Below are 16,361 nucleotides of genomic sequence, written 5' to 3'. Positions count from 1 at the left end.
ATGCGTTTTCTTCAAACAACAGTCGTCCTCACCGCTCTCTGTGGTTTCAGCGCTCAGCTGCTATCCGCCGACAATGATCCCTTCACAGACTATTTTGCGGGTCTGAGTGATTATCCTCATCTTGAAGAAATCGATGCCCAGTCGGGCGAGAGGGTCCGGGACTATCTCGTACCCTTAGGCGCGATCGAGAAGATACGGGGTGTCTGGTCGCCGAGGCGAAGTGATCGCGTTACCGGTGATCGCGCTAGTTATACCTGGCGTGTGCTGGACGGTTACACCTCTTCTGAGATGGTGCAGGAGCTGGATGAGCGTGTCGCGAGCCAAGAAGGCGTGACCCAAACTTTTAGCTGCGAGGCTCGCGCTTGTGGAAGCAGCGTTCAGTGGGCTAACAGGATTTTTCAGCAACGCCTGCTCTATGGCACGGAAGTTTCACAGCGCTATCGCGTTTATACCCTTGAACAGAGTGGGGACAGTTATCGAATGCTGGTCTATGGTTCTGCACGCAGTAGCGATCGGCAGTATCTGCACGTAGAGACGATTAAGCTGTCTCCTTAGGCTCAAGTCGCCACTTCAAGCCCAAGCTGTCTCCCTATTCTATCGAAGCAGGCATCTATTACGGGAGCTGTAAAAGCGACAGAAACTCGTCTCGAGTTTTTTGGTCTTCACGAAAGCTTCCCAGCATTGCAGACGTTTTCATCTGGGAGTTTTGCTTCTCAACACCGCGCATCATCATGCACATATGCTGTGCTTCCACGATGACACCTACGCCCTCTGCGTCGGTGACATCCAGGATGGTTTCGGCGATCTGCGATGTCAGTGATTCCTGAATTTGTAGACGCCGTGCGTACATGTCTACAAGCCTAGCTATCTTGGAAAGGCCAATCACTTTGCCGGTGGGTATGTATGCCACATGGCACTTACCGATAAATGGCAGCATGTGATGCTCGCACATGGAATACATCTCGATATTCTGAACGACGACCATTTCGTTGCTGTCGGAGGGGAATAGCGCGTCATTAACAACGTCTTTAACGTTTTGATGATAGCCTCTGGTCAAAAATTCAAAAGCTTTCGCGGCGCGCTTTGGTGTGTCTTTTAGACCCGGGCGATCCAGATCCTCACCGATGCCTGCGATAATGCCCGCCCAATGGGATTCCATGTCTTGCGTTACTCAGATTTGAAGGAGAACAAAGATGGTAGCAACCTCCTCAGGACGCAGCAACGCGACGTTTTTTGGTGACTATGGTTTGAGTGAGCGGGCGCCGGTGACGCTAGGTGATGCTCTCGATCAAACGTATTTGGCCCTACAAAAAGCCGAGATCTTTTTTGGTCACGGCAGCGACAGCGCTTGGGATGAAGCCGTGTTCTTACTGTTAAGCGCGGTGGGGCAGCCTCTGGAATCGGGTGATGAAGTACTCGCTTTGTCCGTAGCGGACGATGAGTGGGAAAGGGTCCTTGATTGGTTGCATGCTCGTATCATTCATCGTCGTCCACTACCTTATTTAACTGGCCGGGCGTGGTTTGCCGGTCTGGAGTTTAAGTGCGACGAGCGTGCCTTGGTTCCCCGATCACCCATTGCGGAAGTTATCCGCAATGGATACTCGCCCTGGTGGACAGGCGAAGCGCCGACATCTTTGCTGGACCTGTGCTGCGGAGGCGGTTGCATCGGTATCGCTGCGGCCGCCTATCAGGAAGATCTGAAAGTTGTTATCGCAGACATTGATGCCGACGCGCTGTCCTTAGCGAGAGAGAATATTGATATTCACGAACTAACTGGCCGAGTCACTGCTGTGAAATCAGACCTTATGGACGAGCTTGCAGGGCAACGCTTCGATATCATTTTGACGAACCCACCCTACGTGGATTCGGCGGATCTAGCGTCAATGCCCGCAGAATTCCTGGCGGAACCGCCACAAGGCCTTGGATCTGGCGACGATGGCCTCGATATGGCCCGAAGGATTCTTCAGGACGCAGGTGAGTATCTGACACCAGGGGGACTTTTGTTTCTCGAGGTAGGTAACTCCTGGGAGGCCCTAGACGCGGAGCTCTCCGGACTATCCTTAACTTGGATCGAGTTCAGTGAAGGCGGCCATGGGGTGCTTTTGGCTCGGGCAGAAGAGCTGCCAGAGATAGTTCAAGCTCTGGCCAGATAGAGCCGACTTCTGCACTCATATCGGTAGTTGTTGGTGCTCTGCAGAGCGCCAAACAACGCGTATAATCGCGTTTTTGCAAAATTCTCGGAAGTATTATGGCAGGCAACACCTTCGGCACGCTGTTTACCGTGACGACCTTTGGCGAAAGCCATGGCCCTGCTCTGGGCGCGATCGTAGACGGTTGTCCGCCGGGGCTTCCCCTTGACAGCGCTGACATGCAGCCGGATCTTGATCGACGTAAACCCGGCACCTCTCGCTTTACCACGCAGCGACGAGAGTCCGACGAAGTGCGCATTTTGTCGGGGGTCTTCGAAGGCGTCACCACGGGAACGCCTATAGGGCTACTGATCGAGAATCAGGATCAGCGCAGTCGCGATTACGCGGACATTGCGGATCGTATTCGTCCAGCCCACGCCGACTACAGTTATATGCACAAGTTTGGTTTTCGGGACTATCGCGGTGGCGGTCGCTCTTCGGCGCGCGAGACTGCGATGCGGGTAGCCGCTGGTGCAATCGCCAAGAAGTTCCTTGCAGGGCAGGGGATCCGTATTCGCGGATATCTTCAGCAGCTTGGACCGATTGCGGCTGAAGTGCTCGACTGGAGCGTTGTCGAAACAAATCCATTCTTCTGCCCTGACCCGGCCAAGATTCCTGAAATGGAAACCTATATGGCGGCGCTGAATAAGAGCGGGGATTCAATCGGCGCTCGAATCAACGTAGTTGCGGAAGGCGTGCCCCCGGGACTGGGGGAGCCGATATTTGATCGCTTGGATGCTGACATTGCGTCCGCCATGATGAGTATCAATGCGGTGAAAGCCGTAGAGATCGGTGCGGGTTTCGACAGCGTCGAACAGCGTGGCAGCGAGCATCGCGATCTAATGACCCCCGAGGGCTTTTTGAGCAATAACGCGGGGGGCGTTCTTGGTGGTATCAGCAGTGGTCAGGACATCACCGTAAGCATGGCTCTAAAGCCTACCTCGAGTATTCGACAGCCCGGCGCTAGCATCAATCATGCAGGAGAGCCCATCGAGGTGGTCACCACGGGGCGTCATGATCCTTGTGTTGGTATTCGTGCGACACCTATTGTTGAGGCGATGCTGGCGCTGGTTTTAATGGATCACTTTCTGCGCAACCGGGCGCAAAACGGCGATGTAACTTCGCCTACGCCTGTATTGCCTGCAGAGTTTCCACAGAAATCGTGAAGTTTCCGTTTTGGCGGCGTTCCTTAGCGAGGACCACCTTTTTGGGTGTAGCGGCGCTGGGAGTTTTGTTATGGGCCGCCTCGACGCAGCTTGGTTTAGGCGTGAACAGCCTCGTCGCGCAGTTGCTCGTGCTGCTGTTGGCGATGTTGTTGCTTATTGGGGTCGCTGCGCTCGTAGCCGTTTTGCTGGGATTACTTCGCCGGCGACGTTAGTCCGGGATCAGATCGATTTCCAGAGTCATCGTTTCTGCCATGGCATCAAGTTTCCATTCAAGCTCGTCCAGGCGGCTACCCTCATGGAGTTCTATGCTCGCTTCTGCACGAAAGAGCGGCTCACCACTCATGGGCGCGGTTTCAACGGCTGTTTTCATCGAGCGAACGTTAAAGCCTGCACTGCGTAGTGCACGAGTTAACTCTCGTACGATTCCCGGACGATCGGGGCCCATAAGTGTTAGGCGTTGCGTCCCCAGAGAGGCTTCTGAAGCGTCGCCAGCATCCGTGAGACTGGCTGTGATACCGACGCCACTTAAGTCGTTAAGTGCACTATTTAGAGGCTCGTGCTGCGCCTGAGGTATCTGTGCTTGCAGGACGCCGGCAAACCGCCCCCCAAGGCGACTCAGCTGTGAGTCCAGCCAGTTGCCTTCGTGATCTGAGATCAAAGCACTCAGCTGTTCGATGACGCCAGGGCGGTCGTCGCAAAAAAAACTGATCAAAACGCGGGTCGTCACTGGGTGGTGCTCCACTTTGGTCGATTCAGCGCGTATATTACCTCGTGATTTCATTTACCAAAGGAGTTTATCTGTGCAAAAGCTTACGGCTCTCATCTCTAGTTTAGTTCTCGCTCCAGCGCTGCTTATCGCAACACCGGCGTTGGCGGCACTTGATTGGGACACCGCCCTGAATGGAAAGCAGCGCAGTGAGAAAAATGCTGCTCGGGATGGATTTCGGCACCCGCGGGAAACTCTTGAGTTCTTTGGAATTCAAGAGGGTATGACGGTCGTGGAGCTATCGCCAGGTGGTGGTTGGTATACCGAGGTTTTGGCTCCGCTTCTGAAAGAAAAGGGTAGCTATTACGCTGCACACAACAGTCCCAATGGTGGCGCGTATTCTCGACGATCTTTGGGTTCGTACTTGAAGAAGCTGGGTGAAGACAACGATACCTACGGCAATGTCACTGTGACGACACTTGGGCCTGCAGATTCGGTAGTTATCGCCCCTGCGGGGACTGCGGACATGGTGCTCGCGTTTAGAAACGTGCACAGCTGGATGCGCGGCGATACTCTGGCGAATACACTGCTTGTTGCTTACGACGCGCTCAAAGAAGGCGGCGTTTTTGGCGTTGTACAGCATCGTGCCAAAGACGGGCGTGATCCGGAGCGCATGAAGGCTACGGGTTACGTGAGTGAGGACTACATAATTGCCGCGGCGCGAAGTGTAGGTTTTGTATTGGATGCTCGCTCTGAGGTGAACGCTAATCCTAAAGACAGCGGTGACTACGAAGATGGCGTATGGGAGCTGCCTCCATCACTGCGTACGGCTGACGAAAACAAAGAGGCGCGTATGGCGGTTGGCGAAAGTGATCGCATGACTTTGAAGTTCGTTAAGCCCGCGAGCTGATTTGGCGGCTTTTGTTCAGGTTCCTGTTGAGCGTGTCCCCGAGGAGCAACTTCATGCGCTCCTTGAGGAATACGCCAGTAGGGACGGTACTGACTACGGCGCCGAAGAAACTAGCATGGATGTTCGCGTTGCCCGCCTACTGAAGCAGATGCACAGCGGCAAAATACAGCTCTTGTTTGACGTAGATTCCGAGCAGTGGGATATCCTGCCTGCAGATGACGCTGAGAGATTGTTAAGTGACGTCGACGCCTCCTAGCGAAGGGGAGGGCTGTCATGAACACTTTGGTGCCACCCCCATGAGTGCAGAAGAGACTATGGTTACCTTGGATGCTCGCGGTCTTAACTGTCCTGAGCCGGTAATGCTTCTTCACAAGGCAGTAGCCGAGCTATCGCCGGGACAGCGACTGTTAGTTATTGCGACAGACCCGACCACTCAGCGGGATGTTCCCCAGTTTTGCCGATTTCTCGGACATGAGCTTGAGTTAAGCGAAGAACAGAACGATGAATTCCGCTATACCATTGTCAAAGGCGCTTGAAGCCGAGCAGATAATCGAGATCTTTAATGATCTTTTTCTTGTAAGCCACGATACCTGCCTGAAAGGCGGCGCCATGGAGCCACTCTACGAGCCCTCTAGTACAGGCGCGCCAGCATGTATCTACTTTCGCGAGGATTTTGCGTCCAGTGCACTGCATGAGATCGCCCATTGGTGTATCGCTGGAACTGTTCGCAGGAAGCAACTCGACTACGGATATTGGTACGATCCCGATGGGCGCGGTAGCGAGGCCCAGCAGGCCTTTTTAAACGCTGAAGCAAGGCCGCAAGCGTTGGAGTGGTGCTTTGCGCGATCGTCGGGCATTCGGTTTAGCTTGAGCATGGATAACCTCGACGCGCCCATTGATGCAGAGGCGGCCAGCAGATTCGCGAGTGCCGTCGTAATACAAGCCCGAGGCTTTGTAGCTCAAGGACTCCCCCGAAGAGCAGAGAGGATGTTTGATGCCCTAGCTGCATCCCGTGGCTTGAAAGTTTCATTGGACACGCTGGAGTTTGCGGTCGAGGACTTACGATGATCCGAGTTCTTGCGGACCAGAACATGGTGGGCTTGGATCTTCTGCCAAGTGAAGGATTAGAGATTCGTACACTACCCGGACGCAGCATTTCAGCCGCTGATCTTGAGGAAGTAGATGCTCTTTGGGTGCGTTCTATTACGCCAGTGACTCAAGAGCTAGTGCAGAAGAGTCAATTGCGGTTTGTAGGCACAGCGACCGCCGGTGTGGAGCATGTCGATCAGGACGCGCTCGCAGCCAATGGAATTCGCTTCGCTGCGGCGCCGGGCGCCAACGCGAATTCCGTTGTGGAATACGTCCTGGCCGCTCTGGCAGAACTTCAAGAGCCATGGGAGCGCCTGGAAGCGGGCGATGCGCTCGGCATTGTGGGTCATGGCCACGTGGGCCGCTTGCTGGCGCAGGTAGCTGGGGATCTCGGGTGGCACGTAAAAGTTTATGACCCGTGGCTTGCTGCCGAAGACGCCGAGGTGGATTGGGCGTCACTGCAGGACATACTCGATTGTCGGGTAATCAGTTTGCACTGTTCTTTGCACCAGCAATCGCCTTGGCCGAGCTACCACTTGATTGACGCGGAAGCTTTGGCGGCACTGGATAACCGCCAATGGCTGATTAACGCCGCGCGTGGGGCTGTCATTGATAATCGAGCCTTGCTAAAGCATCTCCAGAGTGAAAGCCCAGTCAACTGCGTGCTTGATGTATGGGAAGGCGAGCCTGAGTGTGATTGGTCACTGCTTGCCATGCCATCGCTCAAACTGGCAAGCGCTCATATCGCTGGATACAGCTGGGAGGCAAAGTGGAATGCGACAAAGATGCTGTACGAACACCTTCGCAAAATGCAGTTGGTCGAAACCCCAATCCAGATTGATGAAAATACTGTGGCTGACCTAGCTCCGGTGCAAGAGACTGGATGCAGTGCCGCGCGCGAGCTCATACAGCAGCGCTACACAATCGCTGAGGACAATCTGTTATTCAGAAACCTTGCCAAGCTGCCGGCCGCAGAACGCGCCGCAGGTTTTGATGCGCTCCGTCGGGAGTATCGAAAGCGTGAAGAGCTGCGGGGAACTCGGTTACCCTTCGTAGGAGGCGACGCGAGCCCTCCGCTTAGACGTATGGCGCGAGCTTTGGGTGTTGCACTTGCCTAACTACCTATGAGTGCTGTTCTTTAGATCTTACGGCTACTGTATAAGCCACAGCGTCTGCATAAGCCACAGCGTTGTCACGAGGTTATGCTCTATCACTATTGCAACGTTGAAATAGGAGTTTAACGGCGTCAAGGCAACACCAACACAGTCACAACTTCAAAGGCTAATGTCATTACCAGACGATACTTCTATCGCGGCACAGAAAAGCGGCGCTCGCCAATCGCTGCATGATTCATATCGCCGGCGATTCGTTCTCGCAGTAGGCTAGTGAGTGCTCATTATTCCGGAGCAACACTCTTGATAAGGTGATCTTTGTTTTCGAGATTGAACTCCTGCAGGGCATTGCTCCGCAATCAACGTGCTCAACCCTGACTCAAGGGCTTCCATACGGCTGCCCAGCTCTGCAATAGCCTCGGCCTTAGCTCGTGCACCTTTAGGGCTAATAGTTGTCTTCGCGTTTAGGCGCTGCGCTGTTCATCGTTACGGTGTAGGCTCATGGGTTCATCGATTGTGAGGAGTGTAGGGGATGCTTAGACCAAGCTATCAATGGATGGCACAGATGGGGGCAGCCCTTGGCGTTATTGCATCACTTGTACTCGTCGCGTACGAATTGAAGCAAAGCCAGAACGTGGCTATGGCAGACATCTTTCAACAGCGCTCAGCTATGGCCCTCGATCTGGCCACAAGCATTTATTCGCCGGAGGCACTCTCGCAAGCGCATTACCGTGCTACGTACGACCCGGATTCCGTCAAGTTGGTGGATTTAGCCATGTTGCGCAGCGAGACCGAGGCTCGATTTATCTATTTTGCAAATGAGCATTTTCAGTATGAGATTGGGATGCTTTCCGAGGAGGGTTGGACAGCCGCCAAGACGTACATGGCGTTTGAGTTTGGAAATCCGTGCAACCGGCGGCTCTGGCGCGATCAAGAGGATAGCTGGCGAGAATCATTTGTTAAGGAGGTGGACGCTATCATCGAAAAGGGCGCCTATGGCTCAGGGGAGTGCAGGCTGCCTACGGTGCAGGACCTTTTGCCGCGGGATTGAGGGCGGCGCCTAATTGTCAATGACTCGTAGTAGAGGTCGACAACAAGTGAGGCTTCGGTCAGGCTCTTCGCTATGATTCCATTACGCCCCCTTAAACGTCTAACTTGGCCAGCTTCAGCCTGGTCCGCCACGGTGGTGCTCGGCGTCGCAGTGCCTATTCTGGTGTTGCTGACACTCTCGGGATCACCCTCATCTCTGGTAATTAGCAGCGGCCCAATACTGACCTTAGGTCTGATGGGCGTTGGCATCATAGCGGCGTCGACGGCGGGGCGCTTTGGTCTCGCGGTCTCTTTGGCGTTGATGAATGGTGCGTCCTTGATTGTATTTGCATTATTGCTAGGAATGCCCGCACCCACGCATCCTTTCTCAACCGTATTGGCTATGGTGATCGCCACCGTAAGTTTCTCTGCTCGAGGGGCTCTGTTTGCGATAACGCTCTCTCAGCGAGGATGGTTGATGGCCTTGTTCGTTGTTGCAGGCGAGGCATCGGTTTTGCTCATAGTCTCGCTTTTCCCAGGCGCGCTGCCCGATTGGTTTCTTGCGCTGTTGCCAGCACAGTGGGCCAGCATTGCAATTCAGGCGTCTCTCAGCGGAGCTGGGACTTTAGCGGCAATACCCGTTTTGATCGCCTTAGCTGGCACAGCAGTGACGACTTTACTGGCCGCACGATTCTGCCTACACCGTTGGCCTTACCCGCTGATGTTCACAGTATGGTTGGGCCTGTCTGCGCTTGTATACTTTTGGTCTGCGCCAGCGACGCCTAATGCTGGCTACGGCTTTGCGCTAATCTACAGCTGAAGTTACGAGGCGGTGTTTCATCAATATGGAGAGCGATGTATGAGAGCGAACGGGCTGCGATTCACAACTGGACTGCAGGAAACAGAAGGGCTGATGGATTTTCGTTCAGTCATACGACGCACATTAATGCTTTTGTTTGCGTTTTTGCTGGGCGCGCCGGTTCTCGCGGCGGAGCCCGAGTACTTTATGCTTCGTCCAGAGGTTGAGAAGGCTTACGGCTACACGCACGCAGTGCGGATTGGACATGAGGTAAAAGTGTCGGGTGCCGTGAGTATGGACTCCCAGGGCAACCCCACTGCGCTAGGGGATATGGCGGAGCAAATGAAGAACGTCTATGGGGATCTCGAAGTGATTCTTGCGCACTACGGATTGACCTTTGAGCACGTTGTTGTTGAGAACGTCTTTACGACTGATATGGCTAAATTCGTCGAGGTCTCGGGTGAATTCCGTGCGGAGCTTTATGAGAGTGAATTTCCCACCGGTAGCTGGTTAGAGGTGAAGGGGCTGGCGTTGCCCGAATTTCTTATCGAAATTGAATTGGAGGCCTATGCACCAACCCCAACTGGAAACGTGGTTCCGCATTGAGTCGTAAAAGAATCTTTTGTTCCTGTGGGCAGCGTAGCCTAAAGCCACAGTTTTGTAGTCATGGGGTTTGAAGACGTAACATGTTGCTTAGACGCGTGACACAGCTCTTGCAAGAACAGAACTGGACTGCGATATCTATCGATTTTTTTTATTGTCGTTGTTGGCGTCTTCATCGGTATTCAGGTGTCGAACTGGAACGAAGCGCGAAGCGCTAAAGAGCACGAGCACCGCCTTCTGGTTGAGCTAAGTTCGGAGATTGAGCAGAATTCTAAGCGCACACGCACAGTTGGCGATGGGCTGCTCGTCGGAGGAGCCGCAGCACGCCGTGTACTTTCACTCATAGAAAACCAAGTTGGCTGCGAAGATGACTGTTGGCCCGTTGTCGTCGACCTCATGCATGCTTCGCAATGGCAGCGTCCAAACATCCGCCGGACGACCTATGACGAGCTTCGGCGCGCGGGATTACCTAGTGACCGGCGGATCATCGAGTCTTTTGAGCAATATCAGGCTATCCATGATCGTGCAACCTTCGCTCTAGAGACCCCCCCAGCATACCGCTCATTTGTGCGCCAACTGCTACCCATAGACCTTCAAGATCGATACTGGCAAAGCTGCTACATTGAAGATGGCGGAAGTGAGCGATATCTGTACCCATGCGCCCCATCTAAAGATGCTGGTCCTGTTGATCGCGGGGTAGTTGAGAAAGTTTTGGACAATGCTCAGCTCGCTCTATTGCTCCGCGAGTGGACTAGTATCGCGCTAGTGACGGGCAATGCTCTAGCTTTCGATCAGAGCGCAGCTGCTCAGGCTGCTATCAATGCGATCAAACTTACAATTGGTGAGGAAGCCTAGTCACTCAAACTAGCTTCGCGGGCTGCTTAGCGTCGATGCGATCAACTGACCTTCAGAAGCGATCGGTTGAATATCCACTTTTCCTCTGACACTTTACGATTACCTGAGATTTGCACATTGGTACGGCGGGTCGTCCGTACGCATACTGAAGGTTAGAAGAATGACGACATTGGTGATTGGCGCTAGCGGTGCCACGGGACGTCTGTTGGTTGAGCAGCTGCTCGGGCGCGGGGAACACGTAAGAGCAATCGTGAGAGAGAGGGGGGCAATGCCAGAGACGCTAGCGACTAACGATCGCCTGACCATTATTGAAGCGAGCGTATGGCATATTTCAGATCAAGTAATGGCGGAGTACGTCAGGGGCTGTGACGCGATAGCATCCTGCCTCGGCCACAACCTGAGCTTCAAGGGAATGTTTCTGCCCCCTCGACAGCTTGTTACGGACACCACCAGACGACTCTGCAGCGCCGTGCAAAAGAACAAGCCCGAGAGAACTGTAAAGTTTGTATTGATGAATACAGCGGGGAACAGTAATCGAGACCTAGTCGAGCAACTGTCGACTGGCCACAAATGCGTGATAAGCCTCTTGCGGCTACTTCTTCCCCCGCATGCCGACAATGAGGACGCGGCAGAACATCTCAGGACTCGAATTGGCCGGAATGACGATACGATATCTTGGGTCGTTGTTCGCCCCGACGCATTGATCGACGAGTCTGAACCCAGTGACGTTACCCTGCATGCATCCCCAACTAGAAGCGCTATTTTCAATGCAGGCGAGACTAGTAGAATCAACGTAGCCGATTTCATGGCGACTCTCATTGATGACGACGCGGTTTGGGAGCGGTGGGTGGGCCAGATGCCTGTGATCTACAACAGTTAGTGTTTAGTAATTCTTGCGACATTGACCTGCATTGCAAGGCCATCTACGCGCTGTTACTTTTCATAACAGGCGCTTAGCCTTACAACCTTAATAATAGTTTCCTGGGATGGATTGATTATGAAATTTTCGTACGGAGCTGCTCGATTTTGTGCCTTTGCTGCGTTGTTGTCCTTAGCCGAATTCGTGCTGGCAGACACGTTGCTCATTACAAATGTAAACCTTTGGGATGGCACCTCGGACGAGTTCGAGCCGGGAATGAACGTTCTTATCGAGGATGAAGTATTCGAGAAGATCTCCGCCACTGATATTGTGGCACCAGGCGCTCAAGTGGTCGATGGTGAAGGAATGTATCTTATGCCAGGCTTTATCGACCTGCATACGCACTTCATGTTGCACGATGGCCCGCCCGGTTGGAGGAAGTTGGATTCGGCAGCACACGGTGCTCTCGCTGCATACGACATGAAACAACAATTGGAGCAAGGTTTCACGACGACTAGAGGCGCGGGTTCTGATTCAAGAAGTCTGGGCGCGTTGGTGAAAATGGGAAAGATTGTTGGTCCTCGTCACTTATCCAGCGGTCCATGGATCGGCCCAACAGGCGGCCATGGCGACTTCGGATTTATTCATGATGCACCTGATGACATGGATTACATGGAAAAAGCACAACAGAGTTTTGTTGTGGATGGGCGTGCAGAAGTGCTTGAGGCGACTCGCTCGGTCCTTCGCGGTGGGGCGACTCAAATCAAACTCATGCTGGGTGGAGGGTTGTCATCCGAGTTCGACCCACTTTGGGTGAATGAATTCACCCTAGATGAAATCAAGGCGGCAGTTGAGATCGCTGAAGACTACACAACCTATGCTATGGCCCACGTCTATACTGACGCAGGAGTAAACAGAGCTATTGATGGTGGTGTAAAGGTCATAGAGCATGGTTTTCTGTCTGGCGAAAAGACCTTCAAGCGCATGGCAAAAGAGGGTGTGGCATGGTCCTTTCAGGCTTTTGCAGCTGTTGGTCCTGTCTGCGAGCCGGAGAAGATCGGCTTCTGGAACGCAGATCAAAAAAAGAAGGCACTTGAGATTTGTGTAGGCGCTAAAAAATCAGCCGCCGCCGCCAGGAAGGCGGGTGTTCTGATAGGCCTTGGAGGGGATTTGTTCGGTCCAGTGGGGATGCCAAGCATCAATGAAAACATGGTGGTTCCCGTGACAAAATTTGGTTTCACGGAGATTGAGACGCTGAAGATGGCGACCTCTAACGCGGCGCAGATCGTAGAGATGGCAGGAGAGATGAATCCCTACAAGGCACATAAGCTCGGTGTTATTCAAACAGGGGCTTGGGGGGACGCGGTGCTACTTGATGGCAATCCCATGGAAGACATAACTCGTGTGAGGCCCGAGCACATCCTGATGGTCGTAAAGGGCGGCGTGATCTACAAGGATGCCATGAATTAAACGAACGTTCCTGAAAGCGCTGTCGTTTGTGTGAATGACTGCTTCGGGCCGATTGCGGTCGTAACTTTTACGGAAACCACCTCAAAGTTAAAGACCGTATTGAGATGAAAGCGTGAGTTACCACCAAGAGCGCTTTCGCCTGGGAGCTGAAGTTTGGGTTGGCCAAGGTGAAACGGCTGCTAACAACCCATAGGCGTCGTTGGCTGGTCCCTTAGGTACCATTGATGAGGAGATAGAACCCGAAGCCCATCGTGGTTCTTCCCCAGCGCAAATAGCCATCTCTCCACATGCGCGAGCGTTCAAGGCGTTGTGTTGCTGCGGGGGTGTTTGGGTTCTCGGCAGCGTACCTATGAGCTTGGCGGTAGTGGCTCCACTCAAACGCGTCCCACTCTTCATCGCTAGAAACCACTGCACATACTGCGTCTAACCCAAGCGATTCGGCGACGGAGACGTTACCTTGGTGATCTTGATAGATTCCTACAGGCTCGCCAATAAACTCGACATACTCGCTCTCGGGTGGGCGCTTCCAGTAGCTCTCACCAATAAGCGCTCGACCACCCGGTTTCAGCAATTGTGTCACTGCATCGATACAGGCTGGATAAGCCATCTCCCCACTGTCAAACACGTGGGATGCGCCGATACAAATGACAACGTCAAAGGAGTTGCTTTCAAACGTTTGCTCCAAGAAATCGCCGTGTCGAAACTCGACAGCGCCGTTCCTGAGTCTTTCCGTGGCTCTTGTTGATGCCGTAGCTATACAAGCTTGGTTAATGTCGACCCCAATGCCTCGCACATCGGATGCCTCCAATAGGCGAATTAAAAACTCCCCGTCACCACATCCGATGTCTAAAACCACATTGCCATTGTCAACCTTAAGGCATTCAATTAAATAGTCGGCTTTGTTGTTGCTAAGAGGACTGTTGAATGGACTCATGTTGATGCAACCGTGAACTTAAACATATGCACCATACCAAAACCCCGGTGGGTGACTGCTTATGGCCGGACGCGGCCGCTAATAACATCCAATTCGACCCTCACTGACCGGCCGCTTTCGCCTACTAAGAGTCGTTTTGGGCTATGCTCTAATCGTGACTTAAGACTACCAGAGCCCATTAGGAATAGACCTCCAGTGATTCTCCGCAGCCTGACAAAACATGTGAAAGATCAAAACTGGTTTGCCGTAGGACTCGACTTCGCAATCGTCATAGTCGGTGTCTTCATCGGTATGCAGGTGTCGAACTGGAATGATATGGCAGCAGAGAAGCAGCATACGCAACGCCTGTTAAGCGAGCTTGCAACGGACCTCCAAGACATGAAAGGGCTATTGGAGAGCTCTCGAGACCGTGCCTACCAGAGGACAGTACAAATTGATTCCTTTCTGAGTTCAATGGAGGACGGAAAGCCGCCATCAAGACACGATGCCGCACAGCAATTAGCAAGGGCCTTTGATTCAGTTCCTCTGCCTAGTGCTCCTCTGGGCCTTCGAGATCTTCTCGTCTCATCACGGCTCGATTTGATAGAGCGGGAGTCGCTTCGAAATTCTCTTCGTAGACTGGCGTACTCGTCGGACGTGGCAGAGGAATCGAACGACACCTTACTCCGAACATGGGGCTCTAGCCTCGAGGCTATGGCGCCGTACTTGAATCCCACCCGGTCACCTGCGATACCCGCTGCCCAGCTTTCATTTCACGATATAGACGTTGAGGGCCTCTGGGAATCAACACTGGCACGGGGTGCGTTGACTAGCATGTATAGCCTTCAATTGAATATACAGAGCCTGAACGAGATCTATATCGCAAGAGTGGATAGCGTTTTGAATGAGATAGCGGTGCCTGAATAGTTCGACCGTAGCTCGCTTCTTCTCGAAGGCCGCCACTAAGACCTCCGAGTTTTTAGCTTAGCTAACGGCCGCTATGAGGTGTTAGAGGGCATTATCCCGGTGGTGACGGGGGCGCCGAGACTCACCAGCCTCGGAGCAATCCTGATTCGCCTCCGATGGGATACACAGCCAACATTAGTAGAACAAGGCCCGTGAAAAAACCAATCTCGAGCGTTTCTATGAGCGGCTGTATCCGCATTACAGCCCCGTATATATGTATCAGTACATACAAGCCAGCGGTCAGGATCAACGCATCCATTACGACACCCTGCGCCGGTGCGTAAATGATGGCGCCATAAGCCGCCAGCGAGAGTCCTGAAAGCGCCACCCCCAGGGAGCGCCCGAAGTACACCGCTAGGTCAGTATGCTCCGGCAGACGGAACCCGATCACCCGACCCCATGTCATTGGGGCTATTAGCATGGGCAGTCCGAAAACAACCATAACAAGCACAGGAAACCAGGCCAGGAAGCTGGCGGTGTGTATGCTCCAAGTTCCGATCATTGCGTTACCTCTTGTACGTCACGCTACGATACACCCCGCGGACGCTAATTCTCAATCTAGAAGAGCGACTTGATTGAGAGTCGGCATACTGACTTCCGCCTTGAGGTGTTTTGCGACGTGGCTAAAGACCCGTTGAGTTCGCCGGGTGGCTTTTTTGCGCGTCTAGCCGAAACCCGACGCTCTGCAGAGGAGAGCCGAACGACCGCGCACGTTTCATGGCCGCAGTAAGGCGAGAGCGATGTATACTTCGTCCCGTCGACGGTTGTGATGCTCGGGCATCGGTCTTCGCGACCTCGATGTATTGTTTTTGCGCGTCAAGTCGCGCCCTAATAGAGAGTGCTGATCTTTGATTCTCGCTAGAGTTGGCAGAGCGCTACGCAGTCACGACTGGTTCACAGCGCTTATCGAGCTCGTTCTACTAGTCATAGGTATCTTTTTTGGTTTCCAACTTGATCGCTGGAACGATGAGCGACTGGACCGCGAGTCGGCTGATGAGTACCGCGTACAGCTCATTTCCGATCTAAAAGTAGAGCGTAGTGATATCACCTCGCTTATCGAGTATCACGAGACAGTGCGTGACTACGCGGAGGTCGCCCTAGCTGCGTGGGATAAGCAGCCGCTAGCTGACCCCGGAGATCTTGTTGTCGCCCTCTATCAGGCTTCTAACGTTCTTCCGTTCACTTCTGCGCGGGGCGCATATGATGCGCTGGCAGCCAATGGTCTCATTGACCTCATCGGCGATCCGGCTCTTCGATCAAGGCTGGCGTCATATTATGGCCAGGCCACCAACAGGGTGTTCGAGGAGGAAAAACGCTACCGTCGAGAGGTTCGTGGGGTGATGCCTATCGATGTTCAAAGGCGCGTGCTCGATAATTGCGTCGTTTTATCTACCGACACATCCATCAGCGAGAGTCTCAGCAGTAACTGTGACCTGGACCTAGACCCCGATTATTTGGCAGCAGTCCTCGAGTCGATCAAGCGGCATCCCAACCTCCGTAATTACCTCCGAGAGGGTGTCTCACGAGACTCCATTTTTATCTATCTGATGACCGCAAAGCTGGCATTTATAGACAAGCTTTTAGAAGAGCTACAGTCAATCTAAGTCTGTCTCGCTAATGCGGTGTTTAGGTGCGTTAAACGTTTTTGAGCTTACCTCATTCCTTGCTAGCTCATCGTCGAGGATCAAGAGCGGT

21 protein-coding genes are annotated in these 16,361 nt (G+C 53.3%); 17 read left to right on the top strand and 4 right to left on the bottom strand.

Going from position 1 to position 16,361, the window contains the following annotated elements; genetic code table 11:
• The gene (locus R0137_RS12315; RefSeq protein ID WP_407330018.1) at positions 1-555 is read left to right on the top strand and encodes a DUF4892 domain-containing protein; all 555 of its coding nucleotides are present in this window, start codon (positions 1-3) and stop codon (positions 553-555) included.
• Between the two features lie 58 nt (positions 556-613).
• On the opposite strand, the gene folE is transcribed toward R0137_RS12315, so the two are convergent.
• On the bottom strand, positions 614-1,159 hold the full coding sequence (folE, locus tag R0137_RS12310; protein ID WP_405270969.1) for a GTP cyclohydrolase I FolE: 546 nt from the start codon (positions 1,157-1,159) through the stop codon (positions 614-616).
• A 34-nt stretch (positions 1,160-1,193) separates the two neighbouring features.
• Here folE and prmB point away from each other — a divergent pair, with 34 nt between their 5' ends.
• The 3 genes from prmB to R0137_RS12295 all read left to right on the top strand — a co-directional run bounded on the left by prmB (position 1,194) and on the right by R0137_RS12295 (position 3,567).
• Positions 1,194-2,153 (top strand): 50S ribosomal protein L3 N(5)-glutamine methyltransferase, encoded by a 960-nt coding sequence (prmB, locus tag R0137_RS12305; RefSeq protein WP_407326703.1) that lies wholly within the window; start codon positions 1,194-1,196, stop codon positions 2,151-2,153.
• A 95-nt stretch (positions 2,154-2,248) separates the two neighbouring features.
• On the top strand, positions 2,249-3,355 hold the full coding sequence (gene aroC, locus R0137_RS12300; RefSeq protein ID WP_407326702.1) for a chorismate synthase: 1,107 nt from the start codon (positions 2,249-2,251) through the stop codon (positions 3,353-3,355).
• Complete coding sequence (locus R0137_RS12295; protein ID WP_407326701.1) at positions 3,352-3,567, top strand: hypothetical protein; 216 nt, start codon at positions 3,352-3,354, stop codon at positions 3,565-3,567. Before aroC ends, R0137_RS12295 begins: the two co-directional genes overlap by 4 nt.
• Here R0137_RS12295 and R0137_RS12290 read toward each other — a convergent pair.
• On the bottom strand, positions 3,564-4,082 hold the full coding sequence (locus R0137_RS12290) for a glycine cleavage system protein R (RefSeq protein ID WP_407326700.1): 519 nt from the start codon (positions 4,080-4,082) through the stop codon (positions 3,564-3,566). The two genes, R0137_RS12295 and R0137_RS12290, sit on opposite strands and share 4 nt — an antisense overlap.
• A 73-nt stretch (positions 4,083-4,155) precedes the next feature.
• Here R0137_RS12290 and R0137_RS12285 point away from each other — a divergent pair, with 73 nt between their 5' ends.
• From R0137_RS12285 to R0137_RS12235, 11 genes are all read left to right on the top strand, one after another.
• Complete coding sequence (locus R0137_RS12285; protein ID WP_407326699.1) at positions 4,156-4,971, top strand: class I SAM-dependent methyltransferase; 816 nt, start codon at positions 4,156-4,158, stop codon at positions 4,969-4,971.
• Position 4,972: 1 nt separating this feature from the next.
• Positions 4,973-5,227, top strand: coding sequence for a YheU family protein (locus R0137_RS12280; protein ID WP_407326698.1), 255 nt, complete (start codon positions 4,973-4,975; stop codon positions 5,225-5,227).
• 40 nt (positions 5,228-5,267) lie between these two features.
• A complete protein-coding gene (gene tusA / locus R0137_RS12275; protein ID WP_407330017.1) occupies positions 5,268-5,507 on the top strand; it encodes a sulfurtransferase TusA in 240 nt (79 codons plus the stop codon).
• The gene (locus tag R0137_RS12270) at positions 5,473-6,039 is read left to right on the top strand and encodes an elongation factor P hydroxylase (RefSeq protein WP_407326697.1); all 567 of its coding nucleotides are present in this window, start codon (positions 5,473-5,475) and stop codon (positions 6,037-6,039) included. Before tusA ends, R0137_RS12270 begins: the two co-directional genes overlap by 35 nt.
• Entirely contained in the window at positions 6,036-7,178 is a 1,143-nt protein-coding gene (locus R0137_RS12265; protein ID WP_407326696.1) for a 4-phosphoerythronate dehydrogenase, read from the top strand. The genes R0137_RS12270 and R0137_RS12265 overlap by 4 nt, the downstream gene beginning before the upstream one ends.
• Positions 7,179-7,704: 526 nt before the next feature.
• On the top strand, positions 7,705-8,223 hold the full coding sequence (locus R0137_RS12260) for a hypothetical protein (protein ID WP_407326695.1): 519 nt from the start codon (positions 7,705-7,707) through the stop codon (positions 8,221-8,223).
• A gap of 72 nt (positions 8,224-8,295) precedes the next feature.
• Positions 8,296-9,021 carry a hypothetical protein gene (locus R0137_RS12255; protein WP_407326694.1) on the top strand — a complete coding sequence of 242 codons (726 nt, stop codon included), beginning with the start codon at positions 8,296-8,298 and terminating at the stop codon, positions 9,019-9,021.
• 39 nt (positions 9,022-9,060) lie between these two features.
• Positions 9,061-9,606 (top strand): RidA family protein, encoded by a 546-nt coding sequence (locus R0137_RS12250; RefSeq protein WP_407326693.1) that lies wholly within the window; start codon positions 9,061-9,063, stop codon positions 9,604-9,606.
• A 183-nt stretch (positions 9,607-9,789) separates the two neighbouring features.
• Entirely contained in the window at positions 9,790-10,458 is a 669-nt protein-coding gene (locus tag R0137_RS12245) for a hypothetical protein (RefSeq protein ID WP_407326692.1), read from the top strand.
• A 160-nt stretch (positions 10,459-10,618) separates the two neighbouring features.
• Complete coding sequence (locus R0137_RS12240) at positions 10,619-11,338, top strand: NAD(P)-dependent oxidoreductase (RefSeq protein WP_407326691.1); 720 nt, start codon at positions 10,619-10,621, stop codon at positions 11,336-11,338.
• Between the two features lie 117 nt (positions 11,339-11,455).
• Positions 11,456-12,787 (top strand): amidohydrolase family protein, encoded by a 1,332-nt coding sequence (locus R0137_RS12235; RefSeq protein WP_407326690.1) that lies wholly within the window; start codon positions 11,456-11,458, stop codon positions 12,785-12,787.
• A 211-nt stretch (positions 12,788-12,998) separates the two neighbouring features.
• Here the strand turns inward: R0137_RS12235 and R0137_RS12230 are convergent, their stop codons facing one another.
• Positions 12,999-13,721: an SAM-dependent methyltransferase gene (locus R0137_RS12230; RefSeq protein ID WP_407326689.1), complete on the bottom strand. Its 723-nt coding sequence runs from the start codon at positions 13,719-13,721 to the stop codon at positions 12,999-13,001.
• 195 nt (positions 13,722-13,916) lie between these two features.
• Here R0137_RS12230 and R0137_RS12225 point away from each other — a divergent pair, with 195 nt between their 5' ends.
• A complete protein-coding gene (locus R0137_RS12225) occupies positions 13,917-14,627 on the top strand; it encodes a hypothetical protein (RefSeq protein WP_407326688.1) in 711 nt (236 codons plus the stop codon).
• A gap of 121 nt (positions 14,628-14,748) precedes the next feature.
• Here R0137_RS12225 and R0137_RS12220 read toward each other — a convergent pair whose 3' ends face one another.
• Complete coding sequence (locus R0137_RS12220) at positions 14,749-15,168, bottom strand: hypothetical protein (RefSeq protein WP_407326687.1); 420 nt, start codon at positions 15,166-15,168, stop codon at positions 14,749-14,751.
• Positions 15,169-15,514: 346 nt separating this feature from the next.
• On the opposite strand from R0137_RS12220, the gene R0137_RS12215 reads away from it, so the two are divergent.
• Positions 15,515-16,270: a hypothetical protein gene (locus R0137_RS12215; RefSeq protein WP_407326686.1), complete on the top strand. Its 756-nt coding sequence runs from the start codon at positions 15,515-15,517 to the stop codon at positions 16,268-16,270.
• Positions 16,271-16,361 lie beyond the last annotated feature (91 nt).

Origin of the sequence: Congregibacter brevis (assembly GCF_045689245.1) — a bacterium.
Taxonomy (GTDB): domain Bacteria; phylum Pseudomonadota; class Gammaproteobacteria; order Pseudomonadales; family Halieaceae; genus Congregibacter; species Congregibacter brevis.
The sequence above is the reverse complement of the archived record's forward strand: the minus strand, read 5'-3'. Positions and strand labels throughout refer to the sequence as shown.

Coding starts and splice junctions, on each gene's coding strand:
- R0137_RS12315 (WP_407330018.1), top strand. CDS start 1: ATGCGTTTTCTTCAAACAACAGTCGTCCTCACCGCTCTCTGTGGTTTC.
- folE (WP_405270969.1), bottom strand. CDS start 1,159: ATGGAATCCCATTGGGCGGGCATTATCGCAGGCATCGGTGAGGATCTG.
- prmB (WP_407326703.1), top strand. CDS start 1,194: ATGGTAGCAACCTCCTCAGGACGCAGCAACGCGACGTTTTTTGGTGAC.
- aroC (WP_407326702.1), top strand. CDS start 2,249: ATGGCAGGCAACACCTTCGGCACGCTGTTTACCGTGACGACCTTTGGC.
- tusA (WP_407330017.1), top strand. CDS start 5,268: ATGAGTGCAGAAGAGACTATGGTTACCTTGGATGCTCGCGGTCTTAAC.
- R0137_RS12270 (WP_407326697.1), top strand. CDS start 5,473: ATGAATTCCGCTATACCATTGTCAAAGGCGCTTGAAGCCGAGCAGATA.
- R0137_RS12265 (WP_407326696.1), top strand. CDS start 6,036: ATGATCCGAGTTCTTGCGGACCAGAACATGGTGGGCTTGGATCTTCTG.
- R0137_RS12260 (WP_407326695.1), top strand. CDS start 7,705: ATGCTTAGACCAAGCTATCAATGGATGGCACAGATGGGGGCAGCCCTT.
- R0137_RS12255 (WP_407326694.1), top strand. CDS start 8,296: ATGATTCCATTACGCCCCCTTAAACGTCTAACTTGGCCAGCTTCAGCC.
- R0137_RS12250 (WP_407326693.1), top strand. CDS start 9,061: ATGAGAGCGAACGGGCTGCGATTCACAACTGGACTGCAGGAAACAGAA.
- R0137_RS12240 (WP_407326691.1), top strand. CDS start 10,619: ATGACGACATTGGTGATTGGCGCTAGCGGTGCCACGGGACGTCTGTTG.
- R0137_RS12235 (WP_407326690.1), top strand. CDS start 11,456: ATGAAATTTTCGTACGGAGCTGCTCGATTTTGTGCCTTTGCTGCGTTG.
- R0137_RS12230 (WP_407326689.1), bottom strand. CDS start 13,721: ATGAGTCCATTCAACAGTCCTCTTAGCAACAACAAAGCCGACTATTTA.
- R0137_RS12220 (WP_407326687.1), bottom strand. CDS start 15,168: ATGATCGGAACTTGGAGCATACACACCGCCAGCTTCCTGGCCTGGTTT.